Below are 18,080 nucleotides of genomic sequence, written 5' to 3'. Positions count from 1 at the left end.
CTGGTGGTGCGGAAGGGCGACGGCACCTACGACTACTCCGTCTACGTCAAGTGCCGGGTACCCGGTGCCCCCGCGGGCCAGGAGGCGGGGGTGCCGCTCGCGGGCTCCATGACCGACACGCTCACCCGGGCCGCCGGGCCCGAGCCGCACCTGCGGTACCTCCTGCACTCGGCCCGCGTGGCGGCCGAGGAGTTCGGGTGCCGCAACCACCCGGTGGTCCCGGCAAGCCCTCCCGCGGCCGGCTGAGGACGGCTCCCGGACGCGCCGTCCGGGGTCCGGATCCCCTCAGGGTTTGACCTGCGTCACCCCACGGGTAATCTCTTCCGCCCGATTGGCCAGCCCCCCGCCCCATATGGCAGACTGTCCGAGTTGCTCGGTCGAGTGTTGATGCTGCGCGCCTCCCGCCGGGAGGACCGGAAGCGAGTCCCACAGTACTCGTCGCCCTAACTGCCCACGGGCAGCACTGGGGCGGACGTACGGGAATCTTCCGGGAAGTGTGGGCGCGGCACCGACCAGGCACCCGGTGGGCCTTGGGTCCCCGGTCCGCGGTTCCGGAAGGGCCGTCGCATTCCCCGCAGGGATGTTCGAACAAGGGACATCTGTGTCAGCGGGAGCGCGACACACCCGACCGCGTGGGTCGGAGGAGCGAAGGCAGCAGAAGGAATCCGCCGGGTTCCAGAGCGTTGAAGAGACAGGACTACTGAGTAGCCATGGCGGGACAGAAGATCCGCATCCGGCTCAAGGCCTACGACCACGAGGTCATCGACTCCTCGGCGAAGAAGATCGTCGAGACGGTGACCCGCACTGGTGCGTCGGTCGCGGGCCCGGTGCCGCTGCCCACTGAGAAGAACGTGTACTGCGTCATCAAGTCGCCGCACAAGTACAAGGACTCGCGCGAGCACTTCGAGATGCGCACGCACAAGCGCCTGATCGACATCCTCGACCCCACCCCCAAGACCGTTGACTCTCTGATGCGACTCGACCTCCCGGCCGGTGTCGACATCGAGATCAAGCTCTGAGGGTCGGTGAGCTGAGAATGGCTAAGCAGATCAAGGGCATCCTGGGCGAGAAGCTCGGCATGACGCAGGTGTGGGACGAGAACAACCGCGTTGTTCCGGTCACCGTCGTCAAGGCCGGCCCCAACGTCGTCACCCAGGTCCGTACGAACGATGTCGACGGCTACGAGTCCGTCCAGATCGCTTTCGGCGAGATCGACCCGCGCAAGGTGAACAAGCCCCTCAAGGGTCACTTCGCCAAGGCCGACGTCACCCCCCGCCGCCACCTCGTCGAGATCCGCACCGCGGACGCCTCCGAGTACACGCTGGGCCAGGAGATCTCCGCGGAGGTCTTCGAGGCCGGCGTCAAGGTGGACGTGACCGGCAAGAGCAAGGGCAAGGGCTTCGCCGGTGTCATGAAGCGTCACAACTTCAAGGGCCTCGGCGCCGGACACGGCACCCAGCGCAAGCACCGCTCGCCCGGTTCCATCGGTGGCTGCGCCACCCCGGGCCGCGTGTTCAAGGGCCTCCGCATGGCGGGTCGCATGGGCAACGAGCGGGTCACCACCCAGAACCTGACCGTCCACGCCGTTGACGCGGAGAAGGGTCTGCTGCTCATCAAGGGCGCGGTTCCCGGTCCGAACGGCGGCCTCGTCCTGGTCCGCACCGCGGCCAAGGGGGCCTGAGGTAACCGATGAGCACTGTTGACATCCTTTCGCCGGCGGGCGACAAGGCCGGTTCCGTCGAGCTCCCCGCGGAGATCTTCGACGCCAAGGTCAGCGTTCCGCTGATCCACCAGGTCGTCGTCGCACAGCTGGCCGCTGCCCGTCAGGGCACGCACAAGACGAAGACCCGTGGCGAGGTCCGTGGTGGCGGCAAGAAGCCGTACCGCCAGAAGGGCACCGGTCGCGCCCGTCAGGGTTCGACCCGCGCCCCGCAGTTCGCCGGTGGTGGCGTCGTCCACGGCCCGCAGCCGCGTGACTACTCGCAGCGCACCCCGAAGAAGATGAAGGCCGCCGCCCTGCGCGGTGCCCTCACCGACCGGGCGCGTCACAACCGCATCCACGTCGTCTCCGGCGTGGTCGAGGGCGCGAACCCCAGCACCAAGGCCGCCAAGAGCCTGTTCGGCAAGATCAGCGAGCGCAAGAACCTGCTCCTGGTCGTCGACCGCGCCGACGAGGCCGCGTGGCTGTCCGCCCGCAACCTGCCCCAGGTCCACATCCTGGAGCCGGGCCAGCTGAACACGTACGACGTTCTCGTCTCGGACGACGTGGTCTTCACCCAGGCCGCGTTCGAGTCCTTCGTGTCTGGCCCCAAGGCCGCTGACACCGAAGGGAGCGAGGCCTGATGGCTACGCGTCACCCGAGCATCGCCTCGAAGGCCGCCAAGGCCGCCAAGGCCGCGCGCGTCGCCAAGGCGAAGCGCCACGCCACCGAGGGCAAGAACACCGTCGAGACCCCGCTGAGCAAGTCGTACACGGACCCCCGTGACGTCCTGCTGAAGCCGGTCGTCTCGGAGAAGAGCTACGCGCTCATCGACGAGAACAAGTACACGTTCATCGTCGACCCGAACGCCAACAAGACCCAGATCAAGCAGGCCGTCCAGGCGGTCTTCGACGTCAAGGTCACCGGGGTCAACACGATCAACCGCCAGGGCAAGCGCAAGCGGACCCGCACGGGCTTCGGCCAGCGTGCCGCCACCAAGCGCGCGATCGTGACCCTCGCCGAGGGCGACCGTATCGACATCTTCGGCGGTCCGACCGCGTAAGCGGGTCGGATCGTCCGATATCGGACGAGGACTGAGAAATGGGAATCCGCAAGTACAAGCCGACTACGCCGGGCCGTCGTGGCGCCAGCGTCGCCGACTTCGTCGAGGTCACGCGGTCCACGCCGGAGAAGTCGCTGGTCCGCCCCCTGCACAGCAAGGGCGGCCGTAACAACGCCGGTCGTGTGACCGTTCGCCACCAGGGTGGCGGACACAAGCGCGCCTACCGAGTGATCGACTTCCGTCGTCACGACAAGGACGGCGTGCCGGCGAAGGTCGCGCACATCGAGTACGACCCCAACCGCACCGCGCGCATCGCGCTGCTGCACTACGTCGACGGCGAGAAGCGCTACATCCTCGCCCCGCGCAACCTGCAGCAGGGTGACCGCGTCGAGAACGGTCCCGGGGCCGACATCAAGCCGGGCAACAACCTGGCCCTCCGCAACATCCCGGTCGGTACCACGATCCACGCGATCGAGCTCCGTCCCGGTGGCGGTGCCAAGTTCGCCCGCTCCGCCGGTGCCTCCGTGCAGCTGCTCGCGAAGGAGGGCTCGATGGCCCACCTCCGCATGCCGTCCGGTGAGATCCGCCTGGTCGACGTCCGCTGCCGCGCCACCATCGGTGAGGTCGGCAACGCCGAGCAGAGCAACATCAACTGGGGCAAGGCCGGCCGTAAGCGGTGGCTGGGCGTTCGCCCGACCGTCCGTGGTGTCGTCATGAACCCGGTCGACCACCCGCACGGTGGTGGTGAGGGCCGGACCTCCGGTGGCCGCCACCCTGTGTCCCCGTGGGGCAAGAAGGAAGGCCGTACTCGTTCGCCCAAGAAGGCGTCGAACAAGTACATCGTCCGCCGCCGCAAGACGAACAAGAAGCGCTAAGGACGGGTTGAGATGCCTCGTAGCCTGAAGAAGGGGCCCTTCGTCGACGACCACCTGATCAAGAAGGTGGACGCCCAGAACGAAGCCGGCACCAAGAACGTCATCAAGACCTGGTCCCGTCGCTCCATGATCGTCCCGGCCATGCTGGGCCACACGCTCGCGGTGCACAACGGCAAGACCCACATCCCGGTGTTCGTCACCGAGTCGATGGTCGGCCACAAGCTCGGCGAGTTCTCGCCGACGCGCACCTTCCGGGGTCACGTCAAGGACGACCGGAAGTCGAAGCGCCGCTAAACGCGGATCGCATTCAGACACGTAAGTAACTGAGAGGGACAACCATGGAAGCCAGGGCCCAGGCGCGGTACATCCGCGTTACGCCCATGAAGGCCCGCCGCGTGGTGGACCTTATCCGTGGCATGGACGCCACGGAGGCTCAGGCGGTCCTGCGATTCGCTCCGCAGGCCGCCTCAGTGCCCGTCGGCAAGGTGCTCGACAGCGCCATCGCCAACGCCGCGCACAACTACGACCACACCGACGCCGACAGCCTCTTCATCTCTGAGGCGTACGTCGACGAGGGCCCGACCCTGAAGCGGTTCCGGCCGCGTGCCCAGGGCCGTGCCTACCGGATCCGCAAGCGGACCAGCCACATCACCGTGGTCGTCAGCAGCAAGGAAGGAACCCGGTAATGGGCCAGAAGGTTAACCCGCATGGGTTCCGGCTCGGTGTCACGACCGACTTCAAGTCGCGTTGGTACGCCGACAAGCTGTACAAGGACTACGTCAAGGAAGACGTCGCCATCCGTCGGATGATGACGTCCGGCATGGAGCGCGCCGGCATCTCGAAGGTTGAGATCGAGCGCACCCGTGACCGCGTGCGGGTGGACATCCACACCGCTCGTCCGGGCATCGTCATCGGCCGCCGTGGCGCCGAGGCCGACCGCATCCGCGGTGACCTCGAGAAGCTCACGGGCAAGCAGGTCCAGCTGAACATCCTCGAGGTCAAGAACCCCGAGACCGACGCTCAGCTGGTTGCCCAGGCCGTTGCCGAGCAGCTTTCCTCCCGCGTCTCCTTCCGCCGCGCCATGCGTAAGAGCATGCAGTCGGCGATGAAGGCCGGCGCCAAGGGCATCAAGATCCAGTGCGGCGGCCGCCTCGGCGGCGCCGAGATGTCCCGCTCGGAGTTCTACCGCGAGGGCCGCGTGCCCCTGCACACGCTCCGTGCGAACGTGGACTACGGCTTCTTCGAGGCCAAGACGACCTTCGGCCGCATCGGTGTGAAGGTCTGGATCTACAAGGGCGACGTCAAGAACATCGCCGAGGTCCGCGCCGAGAACGCTGCGGCCCGTGCGGGTAACCGCCCGGCCCGTGGCGGTGCCGACCGCCCGGCCCGTGGTGGCCGTGGTGGCGAGCGGCGCGGTCGCAAGCCGCAGCAGGCTGCCGGCGCCGAGGCCCCCAAGGCCGAGGCTCCCGCCGCCGCTCCGGCTGAGAGCACCGGAACGGAGGCCTGACCGAAATGCTGATCCCCCGTAGGGTCAAGCACCGCAAGCAGCACCACCCGAAGCGCAGCGGCGCTGCCAAGGGCGGCACGCAGGTTGCGTTCGGCGAGTACGGCATCCAGGCGCTCACCCCGGCGTATGTGACGAACCGCCAGATCGAGGCCGCTCGTATCGCCATGACGCGTCACATCAAGCGTGGTGGCAAGGTCTGGATCAACATCTACCCGGACCGTCCCCTCACCAAGAAGCCTGCCGAGACCCGCATGGGTTCCGGTAAGGGTTCTCCGGAGTGGTGGATCGCCAACGTCAAGCCCGGACGCGTGATGTTCGAGCTGTCGTACCCCAACGAGAAGATCGCCCGTGAGGCGCTGCTTCGTGCGGCCCACAAGCTGCCGATGAAGTGCCGGATCGTCAAGCGCGAGGCAGGTGAAGCGTGATGTCGGCCGGTACCAAGGCGTCCGAGCTGCGCGAGCTGGGCAACGAGGAGCTTCTGGGCAAGCTCCGCGAGGCCAAGGAAGAGCTGTTCAATCTCCGCTTCCAGGCGGCGACCGGTCAGCTCGAGAACCACGGTCGGCTGAAGGCCGTCCGTAAGGACATCGCGCGGATCTACACCCTGATGCGTGAGCGCGAGCTGGGCATCGAGACGGTGGAGAGCGCCTGATGAGTGAGAGCAACGTGACTGAGCAGACTGCAGAGGCCCGCGGCTTCCGCAAGACCCGTGAGGGTCTCGTCGTCAGCGACAAGATGGACAAGACCGTCGTCGTCGCTGTCGAGGACCGCGTCAAGCACGCGCTGTACGGCAAGGTCATCCGCCGTACCAACAAGCTCAAGGCGCACGACGAGCAGAACGCCGCGGGCGTCGGCGACCGCGTCCTCCTCATGGAGACCCGGCCGCTGTCCGCGACGAAGCGCTGGCGCGTCGTCGAGATCCTCGAGAAGGCCAAGTAGGTAATTCCCGCAAGGGAGTTACAAAAGTACGTTCCTGCGGGGCATCCCTCGCAGGACAGTTCCGCCAGGCTCCGGGAGCCGCTCCGCTGAGCGGCTCCCGGGGAACCGGCAGACAAACAGGAGATAGACGTGATCCAGCAGGAGTCGCGACTGCGCGTCGCCGACAACACTGGTGCGAAGGAAATCCTTTGCATCCGTGTGCTCGGTGGCTCCGGTCGCCGCTACGCGGGCATCGGTGACGTCATCGTCGCCACCGTCAAGGACGCGATCCCCGGTGGCAACGTGAAGAAGGGTGACGTCGTCAAGGCCGTCATCGTTCGCACCGTCAAGGAGCGCCGCCGTCCGGACGGCTCGTACATCCGCTTCGACGAGAACGCCGCCGTCATTCTGAAGAACGACGGCGACCCTCGCGGCACCCGTATCTTCGGCCCGGTCGGCCGTGAGCTGCGCGAGAAGAAGTTCATGAAGATCATCTCGCTCGCGCCGGAGGTGCTGTAAGCATGAAGATCAAGAAGGGCGACCTGGTCCAGGTCATCACCGGCAAGGACAAGGGCAAGCAGGGCAAGGTCATTGCCGCTTACCCGCGCGACGAGCGTGTCCTGGTCGAGGGTGTCAACCGGGTCAAGAAGCACACCAAGGCCGGTCCGACCGCTGGCGGTTCGCAGGCCGGCGGCATCGTCACCACCGAGGCGCCGATCCACGTCTCCAACGTCCAGCTGGTCGTTGAGAAGGACGGCCAGAAGGTCGTCACGCGTGTCGGTTACCGCTTCGACGACGAGGGCAACAAGATCCGCGTTGCCAAGCGGACGGGTGAGGACATCTGATGGCTACCACCACCACTCCGCGTCTGAAGCAGAAGTACCGCGAGGAGATCGCGGGCAAGCTGCGTGACGAGTTCAAGTACGAGAACGTCATGCAGGTTCCCGGCCTCGTCAAGATCGTGGTCAACATGGGTGTCGGCGACGCCGCCCGTGACTCGAAGCTGATCGAGGGCGCGATCCGCGACCTGACCACCATCACCGGTCAGAAGCCGGCCGTCACCAAGGCCCGCAAGTCCATCGCGCAGTTCAAGCTGCGTGAGGGCCAGCCGATCGGTGCCCACGTCACGCTCCGTGGCGACCGCATGTGGGAGTTCCTGGACCGCACCCTGTCGCTCGCGCTGCCGCGCATCCGCGACTTCCGCGGCCTGTCCCCCAAGCAGTTCGACGGCCGTGGCAACTACACCTTCGGTCTCACGGAGCAGGTCATGTTCCACGAGATCGACCAGGACAAGATCGACCGCACCCGGGGTATGGACATCACCGTGGTGACCACGGCGACCAACGACGCTGAGGGCCGTGCGCTCCTTCGTCACCTCGGCTTCCCGTTCAAGGAGGCGTGAGCGAGATGGCGAAGAAGGCTCTGATCGCTAAGGCTGCTCGCAAGCCCAAGTTCGGTGTGCGTGGCTACACCCGCTGCCAGCGCTGTGGCCGCCCGCACTCCGTGTACCGCAAGTTCGGCCTGTGCCGCGTGTGCCTTCGTGAGATGGCTCACCGTGGCGAGCTGCCGGGCGTGACCAAGAGCTCCTGGTAATCCCTGTAATAGGGGATTCCTGAAGCTCTCGGTAAGCATCTGGGTCGGCAGAAGCCCTTCTCCACGTGCCGTAGGCTTGTGGAGTTGGGCGTCTGCCGCGCCCTTACGACTTACTACGCCGTAGGTCCACCGCGCCGCACCCGTCCCGTCTCGGATCGGGGAGAGGGATGGCGCACCAGGAAACCCCGGCGAGAGAGGCCGAAGGCCAATTCATGACCATGACTGATCCGATCGCAGACATGCTTACGCGTCTGCGGAACGCGAACTCGGCATACCACGACTCCGTGACGATGCCGGCATCGAAGATCAAGTCTCACATCGCGGAGATCCTCCAGCAGGAGGGCTTCATCACGGGCTGGAAGGTCGAGGACGCCGAGGTCGGCAAGAACCTCGTTCTCGAGCTGAAGTTCGGCCCGAACCGTGAGCGCTCCATCGCGGGCATCAAGCGGATCTCCAAGCCCGGTCTCCGGGTTTACGCGAAGTCCACCAACCTGCCGAAGGTGCTCGGCGGCCTGGGCGTGGCGATCATCTCCACGTCGCACGGTCTCCTCACCGACAAGCAGGCCGGCAAGAAGGGCGTGGGTGGGGAAGTCCTCGCCTACGTCTGGTAGCGGAAGGGAACGGAGGAAACAGCTATGTCGCGTATTGGCAAGCTCCCCATCACGGTTCCCGCCGGCGTGGACGTCACCATCGACGGCCGTACGGTCTCGGTCAAGGGCCCCAAGGGCACGCTGACCCACACCGTTGTCGCGCCGATCGACATCGTCAAGGGTGAGGACGGCGTGCTGAACGTCACCCGTCCGAACGACGAGCGTCAGAACAAGGCCCTGCACGGCCTGTCCCGCACGCTGGTGGCGAACATGATCACCGGCGTGACCCAGGGTTACGTGAAGAAGCTCGAGATCAGCGGTGTCGGTTACCGCGTCACGGCCAAGGGCTCGAACCTCGAGTTCGCGCTCGGCTACAGCCACCCGATCGTCGTCGAGGCGCCCGAGGGAATCACCTTCAAGGTGGACTCCCCGACCCGCTTCCAGGTCGAGGGCATCGACAAGCAGAAGGTCGGCGAGGTTGCGGCCAACATCCGCAAGCTGCGCAAGCCCGACCCGTACAAGGCCAAGGGCGTCAAGTACGAGGGCGAAGTCATCCGCCGCAAGGTCGGAAAGGCGGGTAAGTAAGCCATGGCATACGGACAGAAGATCCTCAAGGGCGACGCCTACAAGCGCGCCGCGATCAAGCGCCGCCACATCCGGATTCGCAAGAACCTCTCCGGTACGGCGGAGCGTCCGCGTCTGGTCGTGACCCGCTCCAACCGCCACATCGTGGCGCAGGTGATCGACGACCTCAAGGGCCACACCCTGGCGTCCGCGTCCACCCTGGACGCGTCCGTCCGCGGCGGCGAGGGCGACAAGTCCTCGCAGGCCAAGCAGGTCGGCGCCCTGGTCGCCGAGCGTGCCAAGGCCGCCGGTGTCGAGGCTGTCGTGTTCGACCGTGGTGGCAACCAGTACGCCGGGCGCATCGCCGCCCTGGCGGACGCCGCCCGCGAAGCCGGGCTCAAGTTCTGAGCCTGCCGTAGCTAGCGGAAACGAAGAGAGGTAATTCCAATGGCTGGACCCCAGCGCCGCGGTGGCGGTGCCGGTGGCGGCGAGCGGCGGGACCGGAAGGGCCGTGACGGCGGCGCTGCTGCCGCCGAGAAGACCGCGTACGTTGAGCGCGTCGTCGCGATCAACCGCGTCGCCAAGGTTGTGAAGGGTGGTCGTCGCTTCAGCTTCACCGCGCTGGTCGTGGTGGGCGACGGTGACGGCACCGTGGGTGTCGGATACGGCAAGGCCAAGGAGGTGCCGGCCGCCATCGCCAAGGGTGTTGAGGAGGCCAAGAAGCACTTCTTCAAGGTCCCCCGCATCCAGGGCACCATCCCGCACCCGATCCAGGGTGAGAAGGCTGCCGGCGTCGTGCTGCTCAAGCCCGCGTCCCCCGGTACCGGTGTTATCGCCGGTGGTCCGGTGCGTGCCGTGCTCGAGTGCGCCGGTATCCACGACATCCTGTCGAAGTCGCTCGGCTCCGACAACGCGATCAACATCGTGCACGCCACCGTGGCGGCCCTCAAGGGCCTGCAGCGTCCCGAGGAGGTCGCGGCCCGCCGCGGTCTGCCGCTCGAGGACGTCGCTCCCGCGGCCCTGCTGCGTGCGCGTGCCGGGGCGGGTGCGTGATGGCTCAGCTCAAGATCACGCAGGTCAAGTCCTATATCGGCAGCAAGCAGAACCACCGTGACACCCTGCGCTCCCTTGGTCTCAAGGGCATCAACACGCAGGTCGTCAAGGAGGACCGCCCCGAGTTCCGCGGCATGGTGCACACCGTCCGCCACCTCGTGACGGTCGAGGAGGTCGACTGATCATGGCGGAGCAGAACCCGCTCAAGATCCACAACCTCCGTCCCGCCCCGGGCGCCAAGACCGCCAAGACCCGTGTGGGTCGTGGTGAGGCGTCGAAGGGTAAGACGGCCGGTCGTGGTACCAAGGGCACCAAGGCCCGTTACCAGGTTCCGGAGCGCTTCGAGGGTGGCCAGATGCCGCTCCACATGCGCCTCCCGAAGCTGAAGGGCTTCAAGAACCCGTTCAAGACCGAGTACCAGGTCGTGAACCTCGACAAGCTGGCCGCGCTCTACCCCGAGGGTGGCGAGGTCACCGTCGAGGGTCTGGTGGCCAAGGGTGCCGTTCGCAAGAACAGCCTCGTCAAGGTCCTGGGCCAGGGCGAGGTCTCCGTGGCGCTGCAGGTGACGGTCGACGCCGTCTCCGGCTCCGCCAAGGAGAAGATCACCGCCGCCGGCGGTACGGTCACCGAGCTGGTCTGAGTCCCTCAGGCTCCTCGATGACGTGAACGACCCGACCGGGGATACTCCACAAAAGGGGTATCCCCGGTTGGTCGTTCCAAGGGCAGTGGTCTCGCCGGTAAGGTGGCCTGCACTGTCCACTTTCACTGGGTGCCTCCCATGGGGCACTCTGAGCGGCAGTTGGCCGTTATTCATTCGTCGAACCTCAAGACCGTCACCCTTGACGCAGTTGCGCGGGGGTCGCAGGAGGCACCGTGCTCACCGCGTTCGCCCGGGCGTTCAGGACGCCCGACCTGCGCAAGAAGCTGCTCTTCACGCTGGCAATCATCGTGGTCTATCGGGTCGGTACCCACATCCCGATCCCCGGCGTCAACTACAAGGCCGTCCAGACGTGCGTGAAAGAGGCGTCCGGCAATCAGGGCCTCTTCGGTCTCGTCAACATGTTCAGCGGTGGCGCGCTGCTCCAGATCACGATCTTCGCGCTCGGCATCATGCCGTACATCACGGCGAGCATCATTCTGCAGCTGCTGACCGTCGTCATCCCGCGTCTGGAGGCCCTGAAGAAGGAAGGCCAGGCGGGTACCGCGAAGATCACGCAGTACACCCGTTACCTGACCGTGGCGCTCGCCATCCTTCAGGGCACGGGTCTCGTCGCCACCGCGCGCAGCGGCGCCCTGTTCGGCAGCTGCTCGGTGGGCGGCCAGATCGTCCCCGACCAGTCGATCTTCACCACCATCACGATGGTCATCTGCATGACGGCCGGTACGGCCGTCGTCATGTGGCTCGGTGAGCTGATCACCGACCGCGGCATCGGCAACGGCATGTCGATCCTGATGTTCATCTCGATCGCGGCGACCTTCCCGTCCGCGCTGTGGGCCATCAAGAAGCAGGGCACCCTGGCCGGCGGCTGGATCGAGTTCAGCACCGTCATCCTGGTCGGCCTGGTCATGGTCGCGCTGGTGGTCTTCGTGGAGCAGGCCCAGCGCCGCATCCCGGTGCAGTACGCGAAGCGCATGATCGGGCGCCGTTCCTACGGCGGTACGTCCACGTACATCCCGCTCAAGGTGAACCAGGCGGGTGTGATTCCCGTCATCTTCGCCTCGTCGCTGCTCTACATTCCGGCGCTGCTCGCTCAGTTCGCGGGGGGCAAGTCGGGCTGGAAGACCTGGGTCGAGCAGAACCTGACCAAGGGCGACCACCCGATTTACATCGCTTCGTACTTCTTGCTCATCGTATTCTTCGCGTTCTTCTACGTGGCGATCTCCTTCAACCCCGAGGAAGTCGCCGACAACATGAAGAAGTATGGTGGCTTCATCCCGGGCATCCGGGCTGGCCGACCGACCGCTGAGTACCTGAGCTACGTGCTCAACCGGATCACCTGGCCGGGTTCGCTGTATCTGGGTCTGATCGCTCTCGTACCGACAATGGCGTTGGTGGGCTTCGGGGCAAGCCAGAACTTCCCGTTCGGCGGGACCAGCATCCTCATCATCGTGGGTGTCGGCCTCGAGACGGTGAAGCAGATCGAGAGCCAGCTTCAGCAGCGCAATTACGAAGGGTTCCTCCGCTGATGCGTATCGTCCTCGTCGGGCCGCCGGGTGCCGGTAAGGGAACGCAAGCCGTCCGACTCGCCGAGAAGCTGGGCATCCCGCACATCTCGACGGGCGACCTGTTCCGCGCAAACATCAGCCAGCAGACCGAGCTGGGCAAGCTCGCGAAGTCCTACATGGATGCGGGGAACCTCGTACCCGACGAGGTCACCATCGCGATGGCCAAGGACCGCATGGAGCAGCCCGACGCGCAGAAGGGCTTCCTGCTGGACGGCTTCCCGCGGAACGTCTCGCAGGCCGAGGCGCTGGACGCGCTGCTGGAGTCCGAGGGCATCAAGCTGGACGCCGTCCTGGACCTCGAGGTCCCGGAGGAGGAGGTCGTCAAGCGGATCGCCGGCCGGCGCATCTGCCGCAACGACTCGTCCCACGTCTTCCACGAGACGTACAGCCCGGCCAAGCAGGAGGGCGCCTGCGACGTCTGCAGCGGTGAGCTGTACCAGCGCGACGACGACTCCGAGGAGACCGTCCGCACGCGGCTGGAGGTCTACCACACGCAGACCGAGCCGATCATCGACTACTACAAGTCGCAGGGCCTGGTCCGCACGATCTCCTCGCTGGGTCCGGTGGACGAGATCACCGAGCGGGCGCTGGAGGCGCTGAAGCGCGAGAAGGCCGACAACAAGTAGATCGCGGTCCTTCCGGCCGCGGCGCCCTCACGGGCGTCGCGGCCGTAGTGTTGTGTACGTAACCCAGCCGACGTGAGTGATGGAGAGCGCAGGCCCCCATGGTGCAGATCAAGAGCCCCGAGCAGATCGCCAAGATGCGTGCGGCGGGGCTGGTCGTCGCCGCCATCCACGCGGCCACCCGAGAGGCCGCGGTGCCCGGTGCCAGCACCAGGGATCTGGACGAGGTGGCCCGCAAGGTGCTCGCCGAGCACGGCGCGAAGTCGAACTTCCTCGGCTACGGCGGTTTCCCCGCGACCATCTGCACCTCGGTGAACGACGTGGTCGTCCACGGCATCCCGTCCGAGGACGTCGTCCTCAAGGACGGCGACATCATCTCCATCGACTGCGGCGCGATCGTCGACGGCTGGCACGGTGACGCCGCCTACACGGCCTTCGTGGGATCCGGTCACGCCCCGGAGCTGATCGAGCTCTCCCGGGTGACCGAGGAGTCGATGTGGGCCGGCATCGCGGCCATGAAGCAGGGCAACCGGCTCGTCGACGTCTCCCGTGCCATCGAGACGTACATCCGCCGCCAGCCGAAGCCCGGCGGCGGCAAGTACGGGATCATCGAGGACTACGGCGGCCACGGCATCGGCACCGAGATGCACATGGACCCGCACCTGCTGAACTACGTCGACCGCCGTCGCGGCAAGGGCCCCAAGCTGGTCCCCGGCTTCTGCCTCGCGATCGAGCCCATGGTCTCCCTCGGCACCCCCCGCACGGAGGTCCTGTCCGACGACTGGACCGTCATCACCACGGACGGCACCTGGTCCTCCCACTGGGAGCACTCGGTCGCCCTGACTGAGCAGGGCCCGCTGGTCCTGACGGCCCCCGACGGCGGCAAGGCCAAGCTGGCCGAGTTCGGCATCACCGCCGCGCCCGACCCGCTCGCCTGACGCGGCGGCCGGGCCGCGACGCCGGCCGGCGAATCGCCGCCCCCGGGCCGCCGTTTTCCGCGATCCCCTGGAATAGGGATCACCGGCATGGGGCAGACTTCCTCGATTCGTGTTTCCGGGTGCGCTGACGTAGACTGACTCGTCGGCTCTCGTGCACCCGCATGTCCGCATGCGCTCGCCACTCGCCCCCCGGGGCGAAAAGAGAGTCGATCAAGGTAGTCGATTCGAAGGGCGAAGCGTGGCCAAGAAGCAAGGTGCCATCGAGATCGAGGGCACTGTCGTCGAGTCTCTGCCGAACGCCATGTTCAAGGTCGAGCTCCAGAACGGCCACCAGGTCCTGGCACACATCAGCGGCAAGATGCGTATGCACTACATCCGCATCCTCCCTGACGACCGGGTCGTGGTGGAGCTGTCTCCGTACGACCTGACGCGTGGCCGGATCGTCTACCGGTACAAGTAGATCTTGCCCGCGCTTCGGGTCTCCCGGAGCGATGGCACTGACCCGGAGAACCTCACCAATGAAGGTCAAGCCGAGCGTCAAGAAGATCTGCGACAAGTGCAGGGTGATCCGCCGTCACGGTCGGGTCATGGTCATCTGCGAGAACCCGCGCCACAAGCAGCGCCAGGGCTGACGCAGGACCGATCCCTCTGCATCCATCGCAGAGATTCGCGCGACGCAAGCTGAATTTGTTCATACGCAGAACCCGAGTCTCTTGAGGCTCGACACCCCCGGTTCGGAGGCCGGGGACCCGGTCCGTACCTGGTACGGCGGGCTGGGAGCCGGTTCTGCGGAAGACCTCCGAAGATTCACCAGGAGCCATTGAATGGCACGCGTTTCCGGTGTTGACATCCCGCGCGAAAAGCGCGTGGAGGTCGCCCTCACCTACGTGTTCGGCATCGGCCGGACCCTCTCCCAGCAGACGCTGGCCGAGACCGGTATCGACCCGAACACTCGCGTCCGTGACCTGACCGAAGAGCAGCTGGTCGCGATCCGCGAGTACGTCGACAACAACATCAAGACCGAGGGTGACCTCCGTCGCGAGATCCAGGCCGACATCCGCCGCAAGGTCGAGATCGGTTGCTACCAGGGTCTCCGTCACCGTCGTGGTCTGCCCGTCCGCGGTCAGCGCACCAGCACGAACGCTCGTACCCGCAAGGGCCCGCGTCGCGCCATCGCCGGCAAGAAGAAGCCGGGCAAGAAGTAGTCCTCAGCGGACAACGCTTCATCAGCGGTCTTCGCTGTAGGACCGACCACCTCCCCGTAGGAGTTTGTAGATGCCCCCCAAGGGACGTCAGGGCGCTGCCAAGAAGGTGCGCCGCAAGGAAAAGAAGAACGTCGCTCACGGCCACGCGCACATCAAGAGCACGTTCAACAACACGATCGTCTCCATCACGGACCCGTCGGGCAACGTGATCTCCTGGGCCTCCGCCGGCCACGTCGGCTTCAAGGGCTCCCGGAAGTCCACGCCGTTCGCCGCGCAGATGGCCGCCGAGTCGGCTGCCCGCCGCGCCCAGGAGCACGGCATGCGCAAGGTCGACGTGTTCGTCAAGGGCCCGGGCTCCGGTCGTGAGACCGCGATCCGCTCCCTGCAGGCCACGGGCCTCGAGGTCGGCTCCATCCAGGACGTCACCCCGACCCCGCACAACGGCTGCCGCCCGCCGAAGCGCCGCCGCGTCTGAGGCCAGGCTGCTTTCAGGGTCCGGGCGGTACTGCTCCGTAAGGGGCGTACCGCCCGTACCCTTGCAGTACCCGCGCTTCTCACGGGCGCGGTTTCCGTCGGGCGTCAAATAGCGGGCGTCCACGAATGAAGGATCTGAATCACACATGCTGATCGCTCAGCGTCCCTCGTTGACCGAAGAGGTCGTCGACGAGTTCCGCTCCCGGTTCGTGATCGAGCCGCTGGAGCCGGGCTTCGGCTACACCCTCGGCAACTCGCTCCGCCGCACCCTCCTGTCGTCGATCCCCGGTGCCGCTGTCACCAGCATCCGCATCGACGGCGTCCTGCACGAGTTCACCACCGTGCCGGGCGTCAAGGAGGACGTCACCGACCTGATCCTCAACATCAAGCAGCTGGTCGTCTCCTCGGAGCACGACGAGCCGGTCGTGATGTACCTGCGCAAGCAGGGCCCGGGTCTGGTCACCGCCGCCGACATCGCGCCCCCGGCCGGTGTCGAGGTGCACAACCCCGACCTCGTCCTCGCCACGCTCAACGGCAAGGGCAAGCTGGAGATGGAGCTGACCGTCGAGCGCGGTCGCGGCTACGTCTCCGCCGTGCAGAACAAGCAGGTGGGCCAGGAGATCGGCCGTATCCCGGTCGACTCCATCTACAGCCCGGTGCTGAAGGTCACGTACAAGGTCGAGGCCACCCGTGTCGAGCAGCGCACCGACTTCGACAAGCTGATCGTCGACGTCGAGACCAAGCAGGCGATGCGTCCCCGTGACGCCATGGCCTCCGCCGGCAAGACCCTGGTCGAGCTGTTCGGTCTCGCCCGCGAGCTGAACATCGACGCCGAGGGCATCGACATGGGCCCGTCCCCGACGGACGCCGCCCTGGCCGCCGACCTGGCCCTGCCGATCGAGGAGCTCGAGCTCACCGTCCGGTCGTACAACTGCCTCAAGCGCGAGGGCATCCACTCCGTGGGTGAGCTCGTCGCCCGCTCCGAGGCCGACCTGCTCGACATCCGCAACTTCGGTGCGAAGTCGATCGACGAGGTCAAGGCGAAGCTGGCCGGCATGGGCCTGGCCCTGAAGGACAGCCCGCCCGGATTCGACCCGACCGCCGCCGCCGACGCCTTCGGTGCCGACGACGACGCGGACGCCGGTTTCGTCGAGACCGAGCAGTACTGAGCGCTCCGCGAGGAGCCCGGTTCTGCGACTGCGGGCCGGCCGTGGCCGGTCGCGCAGTTCCCCGCGCCCCTATTCGGGGCGCGGGGTCTCCGACAGACAACCGTCTGCTCGGATACTGACCCCGGTACCTGATACGGCCGGGGCAGACACACAGGAGAAGAACAATGCCGAAGCCCACCAAGGGTGCCCGTCTGGGCGGCAGCGCCGCGCACGAGAAGCTGCTCCTCGCGAACCTCGCGAAGGCGCTCTTCGAGCACGGCCGTATCACCACCACCGAGGCGAAGGCCCGCCGCCTGCGCCCGTACGCCGAGCGTCTGGTCACCAAGGCGAAGAAGGGCGACCTTCACAACCGCCGTCAGGTGCTCCAGGTGATCACGGACAAGAGCATCGTCCACACGCTCTTCACCGAGATCGGCCCGCGCTACGAGAACCGTCCGGGTGGCTACACCCGCATCACCAAGATCGGTAACCGCCGTGGCGACAACGCGCCCATGGCCGTCATCGAGCTGGTCGAGGCGCTGACGGTGCAGCAGAAGGCCGTGGGTGAGGCCGAGGCCGCCACCAAGCGTGCGGTCAAGGAGTCGGACGAGGCCAAGGCGCAGGAGACCACCGAGGCTCCGGCCGAGGCTCCGGCCGAGGAGTCGAAGGACGCCTGAGGCTCTGCCTGACGCGGGAAGCGGGTTCGCCCTCCGGGGCGGGCCCGCTTTCGCGTACTTGAGAGGATTCCTGTGTGAGTGACGAAGTACAGCCCGGACACGTACGCATCCGCCTCGACCTCTCCTACGACGGCACCGACTTCCACGGCTGGGCCAAGCAGGCCGGCGGCAGGCGGACCGTGCAGGGGGAGATCGAGGACGCTCTGCGGACCGTGACACGGTCGAAGGAGACGTACGAACTGACGGTGGCCGGGCGGACCGACGCCGGGGTGCACGCGCGCGGCCAGGTCGCGCACGTCGACCTGCCCGCCGAGCTGTGGGCGGAGCACCGCGAGAAGCTGCTGAAACGGCTCGCCGGACGGCTGTCCAAGGACGTCCGGGTGTGGCGGCTCAGCGAGGCCCCGGCCGGCTTCAACGCCCGCTTCTCGGCCGTCTGGCGGCGCTACGCCTATCGCGTCACCGACAACCCCGGCGGAGTGGACCCCCTGCTGCGGGGCCATGTCCTCTGGCACGACTGGCCGCTCGACGTGGAGGCGATGAACGAGGCCGCGCGGAGGCTCGTCGGCGAGCACGACTTCGCCGCCTACTGCAAGCGGCGCGAGGGCGCGACCACGATCCGCACCCTCCAGGAGCTGAGCCTGGTGCGCGGCGGGGACGGGGTCGTCACCGCCACGGTGCGGGCCGACGCCTTCTGCCACAACATGGTGCGCTCGCTGATCGGCGCGCTGCTGTTCGTGGGGGACGGGCACCGGGGGCCGGAGTGGCCCGGGAAGGTGCTGGCCGCCGGGGTGCGGGACAGCGCCGTGCACGTCGTACGGCCGCACGGGCTGACCCTGGAGGAGGTCGGCTACCCCGCCGACGAACTGCTGGCCGCCCGGAACAAGGAGGCCCGGAACAAGCGATCGCTTCCGTCGGCGGGGTGCTGCTGAG

General features: G+C 66.8%; 32 protein-coding genes. All 32 read left to right on the top strand.

Annotation, left to right across the window (positions count from 1 at the left end):
• Positions 1–3: 3 nt before the first annotated feature.
• The 32 genes from AB0924_RS13870 to truA all read left to right on the top strand — a co-directional run bounded on the left by AB0924_RS13870 (position 4) and on the right by truA (position 18,079).
• Positions 4–246, top strand: coding sequence for a hypothetical protein (locus AB0924_RS13870; RefSeq protein ID WP_366911465.1), 243 nt, complete (start codon positions 4–6; stop codon positions 244–246).
• A 464-nt stretch (positions 247–710) separates the two neighbouring features.
• Positions 711–1,019: a 30S ribosomal protein S10 gene (gene rpsJ, locus AB0924_RS13865; RefSeq protein WP_003948644.1), complete on the top strand. Its 309-nt coding sequence runs from the start codon at positions 711–713 to the stop codon at positions 1,017–1,019.
• 17 nt (positions 1,020–1,036) lie between these two features.
• The gene (gene rplC / locus AB0924_RS13860) at positions 1,037–1,681 is read left to right on the top strand and encodes a 50S ribosomal protein L3 (RefSeq protein ID WP_005481233.1); all 645 of its coding nucleotides are present in this window, start codon (positions 1,037–1,039) and stop codon (positions 1,679–1,681) included.
• 8 nt (positions 1,682–1,689) lie between these two features.
• Complete coding sequence (rplD, locus tag AB0924_RS13855; protein WP_145886673.1) at positions 1,690–2,343, top strand: 50S ribosomal protein L4; 654 nt, start codon at positions 1,690–1,692, stop codon at positions 2,341–2,343.
• Positions 2,343–2,762 carry a 50S ribosomal protein L23 gene (rplW, locus tag AB0924_RS13850; protein WP_358928136.1) on the top strand — a complete coding sequence of 140 codons (420 nt, stop codon included), beginning with the start codon at positions 2,343–2,345 and terminating at the stop codon, positions 2,760–2,762. The genes rplD and rplW overlap by 1 nt, the downstream gene beginning before the upstream one ends.
• 38 nt (positions 2,763–2,800) lie before the next feature.
• On the top strand, positions 2,801–3,637 hold the full coding sequence (gene rplB / locus AB0924_RS13845; protein WP_358928134.1) for a 50S ribosomal protein L2: 837 nt from the start codon (positions 2,801–2,803) through the stop codon (positions 3,635–3,637).
• Positions 3,638–3,649: 12 nt separating this feature from the next.
• Positions 3,650–3,931 (top strand): 30S ribosomal protein S19, encoded by a 282-nt coding sequence (rpsS, locus tag AB0924_RS13840; RefSeq protein WP_003992359.1) that lies wholly within the window; start codon positions 3,650–3,652, stop codon positions 3,929–3,931.
• 44 nt (positions 3,932–3,975) lie between these two features.
• The gene (gene rplV / locus AB0924_RS13835; protein WP_003974262.1) at positions 3,976–4,323 is read left to right on the top strand and encodes a 50S ribosomal protein L22; all 348 of its coding nucleotides are present in this window, start codon (positions 3,976–3,978) and stop codon (positions 4,321–4,323) included.
• Entirely contained in the window at positions 4,323–5,144 is an 822-nt protein-coding gene (rpsC, locus tag AB0924_RS13830; protein WP_014674374.1) for a 30S ribosomal protein S3, read from the top strand. Before rplV ends, rpsC begins: the two co-directional genes overlap by 1 nt.
• Before the next feature lie 5 nt (positions 5,145–5,149).
• Positions 5,150–5,569 carry a 50S ribosomal protein L16 gene (gene rplP, locus AB0924_RS13825; RefSeq protein WP_143627890.1) on the top strand — a complete coding sequence of 140 codons (420 nt, stop codon included), beginning with the start codon at positions 5,150–5,152 and terminating at the stop codon, positions 5,567–5,569.
• Positions 5,569–5,793, top strand: coding sequence for a 50S ribosomal protein L29 (gene rpmC / locus AB0924_RS13820; RefSeq protein ID WP_030174543.1), 225 nt, complete (start codon positions 5,569–5,571; stop codon positions 5,791–5,793). Before rplP ends, rpmC begins: the two co-directional genes overlap by 1 nt.
• The gene (gene rpsQ, locus AB0924_RS13815) at positions 5,793–6,080 is read left to right on the top strand and encodes a 30S ribosomal protein S17 (RefSeq protein ID WP_003992363.1); all 288 of its coding nucleotides are present in this window, start codon (positions 5,793–5,795) and stop codon (positions 6,078–6,080) included. The genes rpmC and rpsQ overlap by 1 nt, the downstream gene beginning before the upstream one ends.
• Before the next feature lie 129 nt (positions 6,081–6,209).
• Positions 6,210–6,578 (top strand): 50S ribosomal protein L14, encoded by a 369-nt coding sequence (gene rplN, locus AB0924_RS13810; protein ID WP_003998823.1) that lies wholly within the window; start codon positions 6,210–6,212, stop codon positions 6,576–6,578.
• Between the two features lie 2 nt (positions 6,579–6,580).
• Entirely contained in the window at positions 6,581–6,904 is a 324-nt protein-coding gene (gene rplX, locus AB0924_RS13805) for a 50S ribosomal protein L24 (protein ID WP_351672679.1), read from the top strand.
• On the top strand, positions 6,904–7,461 hold the full coding sequence (gene rplE, locus AB0924_RS13800) for a 50S ribosomal protein L5 (RefSeq protein WP_061920719.1): 558 nt from the start codon (positions 6,904–6,906) through the stop codon (positions 7,459–7,461). Before rplX ends, rplE begins: the two co-directional genes overlap by 1 nt.
• Before the next feature lie 5 nt (positions 7,462–7,466).
• Positions 7,467–7,652, top strand: coding sequence for a type Z 30S ribosomal protein S14 (locus AB0924_RS13795; RefSeq protein WP_003948630.1), 186 nt, complete (start codon positions 7,467–7,469; stop codon positions 7,650–7,652).
• 212 nt (positions 7,653–7,864) lie between these two features.
• Positions 7,865–8,263 (top strand): 30S ribosomal protein S8, encoded by a 399-nt coding sequence (gene rpsH, locus AB0924_RS13790; RefSeq protein WP_007384075.1) that lies wholly within the window; start codon positions 7,865–7,867, stop codon positions 8,261–8,263.
• Positions 8,264–8,287: 24 nt separating this feature from the next.
• A complete protein-coding gene (gene rplF, locus AB0924_RS13785) occupies positions 8,288–8,827 on the top strand; it encodes a 50S ribosomal protein L6 (RefSeq protein WP_358928126.1) in 540 nt (179 codons plus the stop codon).
• 3 nt (positions 8,828–8,830) lie between these two features.
• The gene (gene rplR, locus AB0924_RS13780) at positions 8,831–9,214 is read left to right on the top strand and encodes a 50S ribosomal protein L18 (protein ID WP_073901437.1); all 384 of its coding nucleotides are present in this window, start codon (positions 8,831–8,833) and stop codon (positions 9,212–9,214) included.
• 39 nt (positions 9,215–9,253) lie between these two features.
• Positions 9,254–9,859 carry a 30S ribosomal protein S5 gene (rpsE, locus tag AB0924_RS13775; RefSeq protein ID WP_007494753.1) on the top strand — a complete coding sequence of 202 codons (606 nt, stop codon included), beginning with the start codon at positions 9,254–9,256 and terminating at the stop codon, positions 9,857–9,859.
• The gene (gene rpmD, locus AB0924_RS13770; protein WP_003974250.1) at positions 9,859–10,041 is read left to right on the top strand and encodes a 50S ribosomal protein L30; all 183 of its coding nucleotides are present in this window, start codon (positions 9,859–9,861) and stop codon (positions 10,039–10,041) included. Before rpsE ends, rpmD begins: the two co-directional genes overlap by 1 nt.
• 2 nt (positions 10,042–10,043) lie before the next feature.
• The gene (gene rplO / locus AB0924_RS13765; protein ID WP_030745257.1) at positions 10,044–10,499 is read left to right on the top strand and encodes a 50S ribosomal protein L15; all 456 of its coding nucleotides are present in this window, start codon (positions 10,044–10,046) and stop codon (positions 10,497–10,499) included.
• 233 nt (positions 10,500–10,732) lie between these two features.
• Complete coding sequence (gene secY, locus AB0924_RS13760) at positions 10,733–12,046, top strand: preprotein translocase subunit SecY (RefSeq protein WP_358928122.1); 1,314 nt, start codon at positions 10,733–10,735, stop codon at positions 12,044–12,046.
• Positions 12,046–12,711 carry an adenylate kinase gene (locus AB0924_RS13755; protein WP_358928120.1) on the top strand — a complete coding sequence of 222 codons (666 nt, stop codon included), beginning with the start codon at positions 12,046–12,048 and terminating at the stop codon, positions 12,709–12,711. The genes secY and AB0924_RS13755 overlap by 1 nt, the downstream gene beginning before the upstream one ends.
• A gap of 98 nt (positions 12,712–12,809) precedes the next feature.
• A complete protein-coding gene (map, locus tag AB0924_RS13750) occupies positions 12,810–13,646 on the top strand; it encodes a type I methionyl aminopeptidase (RefSeq protein ID WP_358928118.1) in 837 nt (278 codons plus the stop codon).
• Positions 13,647–13,884: 238 nt separating this feature from the next.
• Complete coding sequence (gene infA, locus AB0924_RS13745; RefSeq protein WP_003948620.1) at positions 13,885–14,106, top strand: translation initiation factor IF-1; 222 nt, start codon at positions 13,885–13,887, stop codon at positions 14,104–14,106.
• 58 nt (positions 14,107–14,164) lie between these two features.
• On the top strand, positions 14,165–14,278 hold the full coding sequence (rpmJ, locus tag AB0924_RS13740) for a 50S ribosomal protein L36 (RefSeq protein WP_003998809.1): 114 nt from the start codon (positions 14,165–14,167) through the stop codon (positions 14,276–14,278).
• Positions 14,279–14,470: 192 nt separating this feature from the next.
• Complete coding sequence (gene rpsM / locus AB0924_RS13735) at positions 14,471–14,851, top strand: 30S ribosomal protein S13 (protein WP_031167100.1); 381 nt, start codon at positions 14,471–14,473, stop codon at positions 14,849–14,851.
• A 70-nt stretch (positions 14,852–14,921) separates the two neighbouring features.
• Entirely contained in the window at positions 14,922–15,326 is a 405-nt protein-coding gene (gene rpsK, locus AB0924_RS13730; protein ID WP_003956432.1) for a 30S ribosomal protein S11, read from the top strand.
• A gap of 145 nt (positions 15,327–15,471) precedes the next feature.
• Positions 15,472–16,494, top strand: coding sequence for a DNA-directed RNA polymerase subunit alpha (locus tag AB0924_RS13725; protein ID WP_003966937.1), 1,023 nt, complete (start codon positions 15,472–15,474; stop codon positions 16,492–16,494).
• A gap of 164 nt (positions 16,495–16,658) precedes the next feature.
• A complete protein-coding gene (rplQ, locus tag AB0924_RS13720; protein ID WP_351672000.1) occupies positions 16,659–17,150 on the top strand; it encodes a 50S ribosomal protein L17 in 492 nt (163 codons plus the stop codon).
• A gap of 74 nt (positions 17,151–17,224) precedes the next feature.
• Positions 17,225–18,079: a tRNA pseudouridine(38-40) synthase TruA gene (gene truA / locus AB0924_RS13715; RefSeq protein WP_358935490.1), complete on the top strand. Its 855-nt coding sequence runs from the start codon at positions 17,225–17,227 to the stop codon at positions 18,077–18,079.
• Position 18,080: the final 1 nt, after the last annotated feature.

Source organism: Streptomyces sp. NPDC047869 (assembly GCF_040704065.1).
Classification (GTDB): Bacteria; Actinomycetota; Actinomycetes; order Streptomycetales; family Streptomycetaceae; genus Streptomyces.
This window is presented reverse-complemented; position numbering and strand designations above follow the sequence as displayed.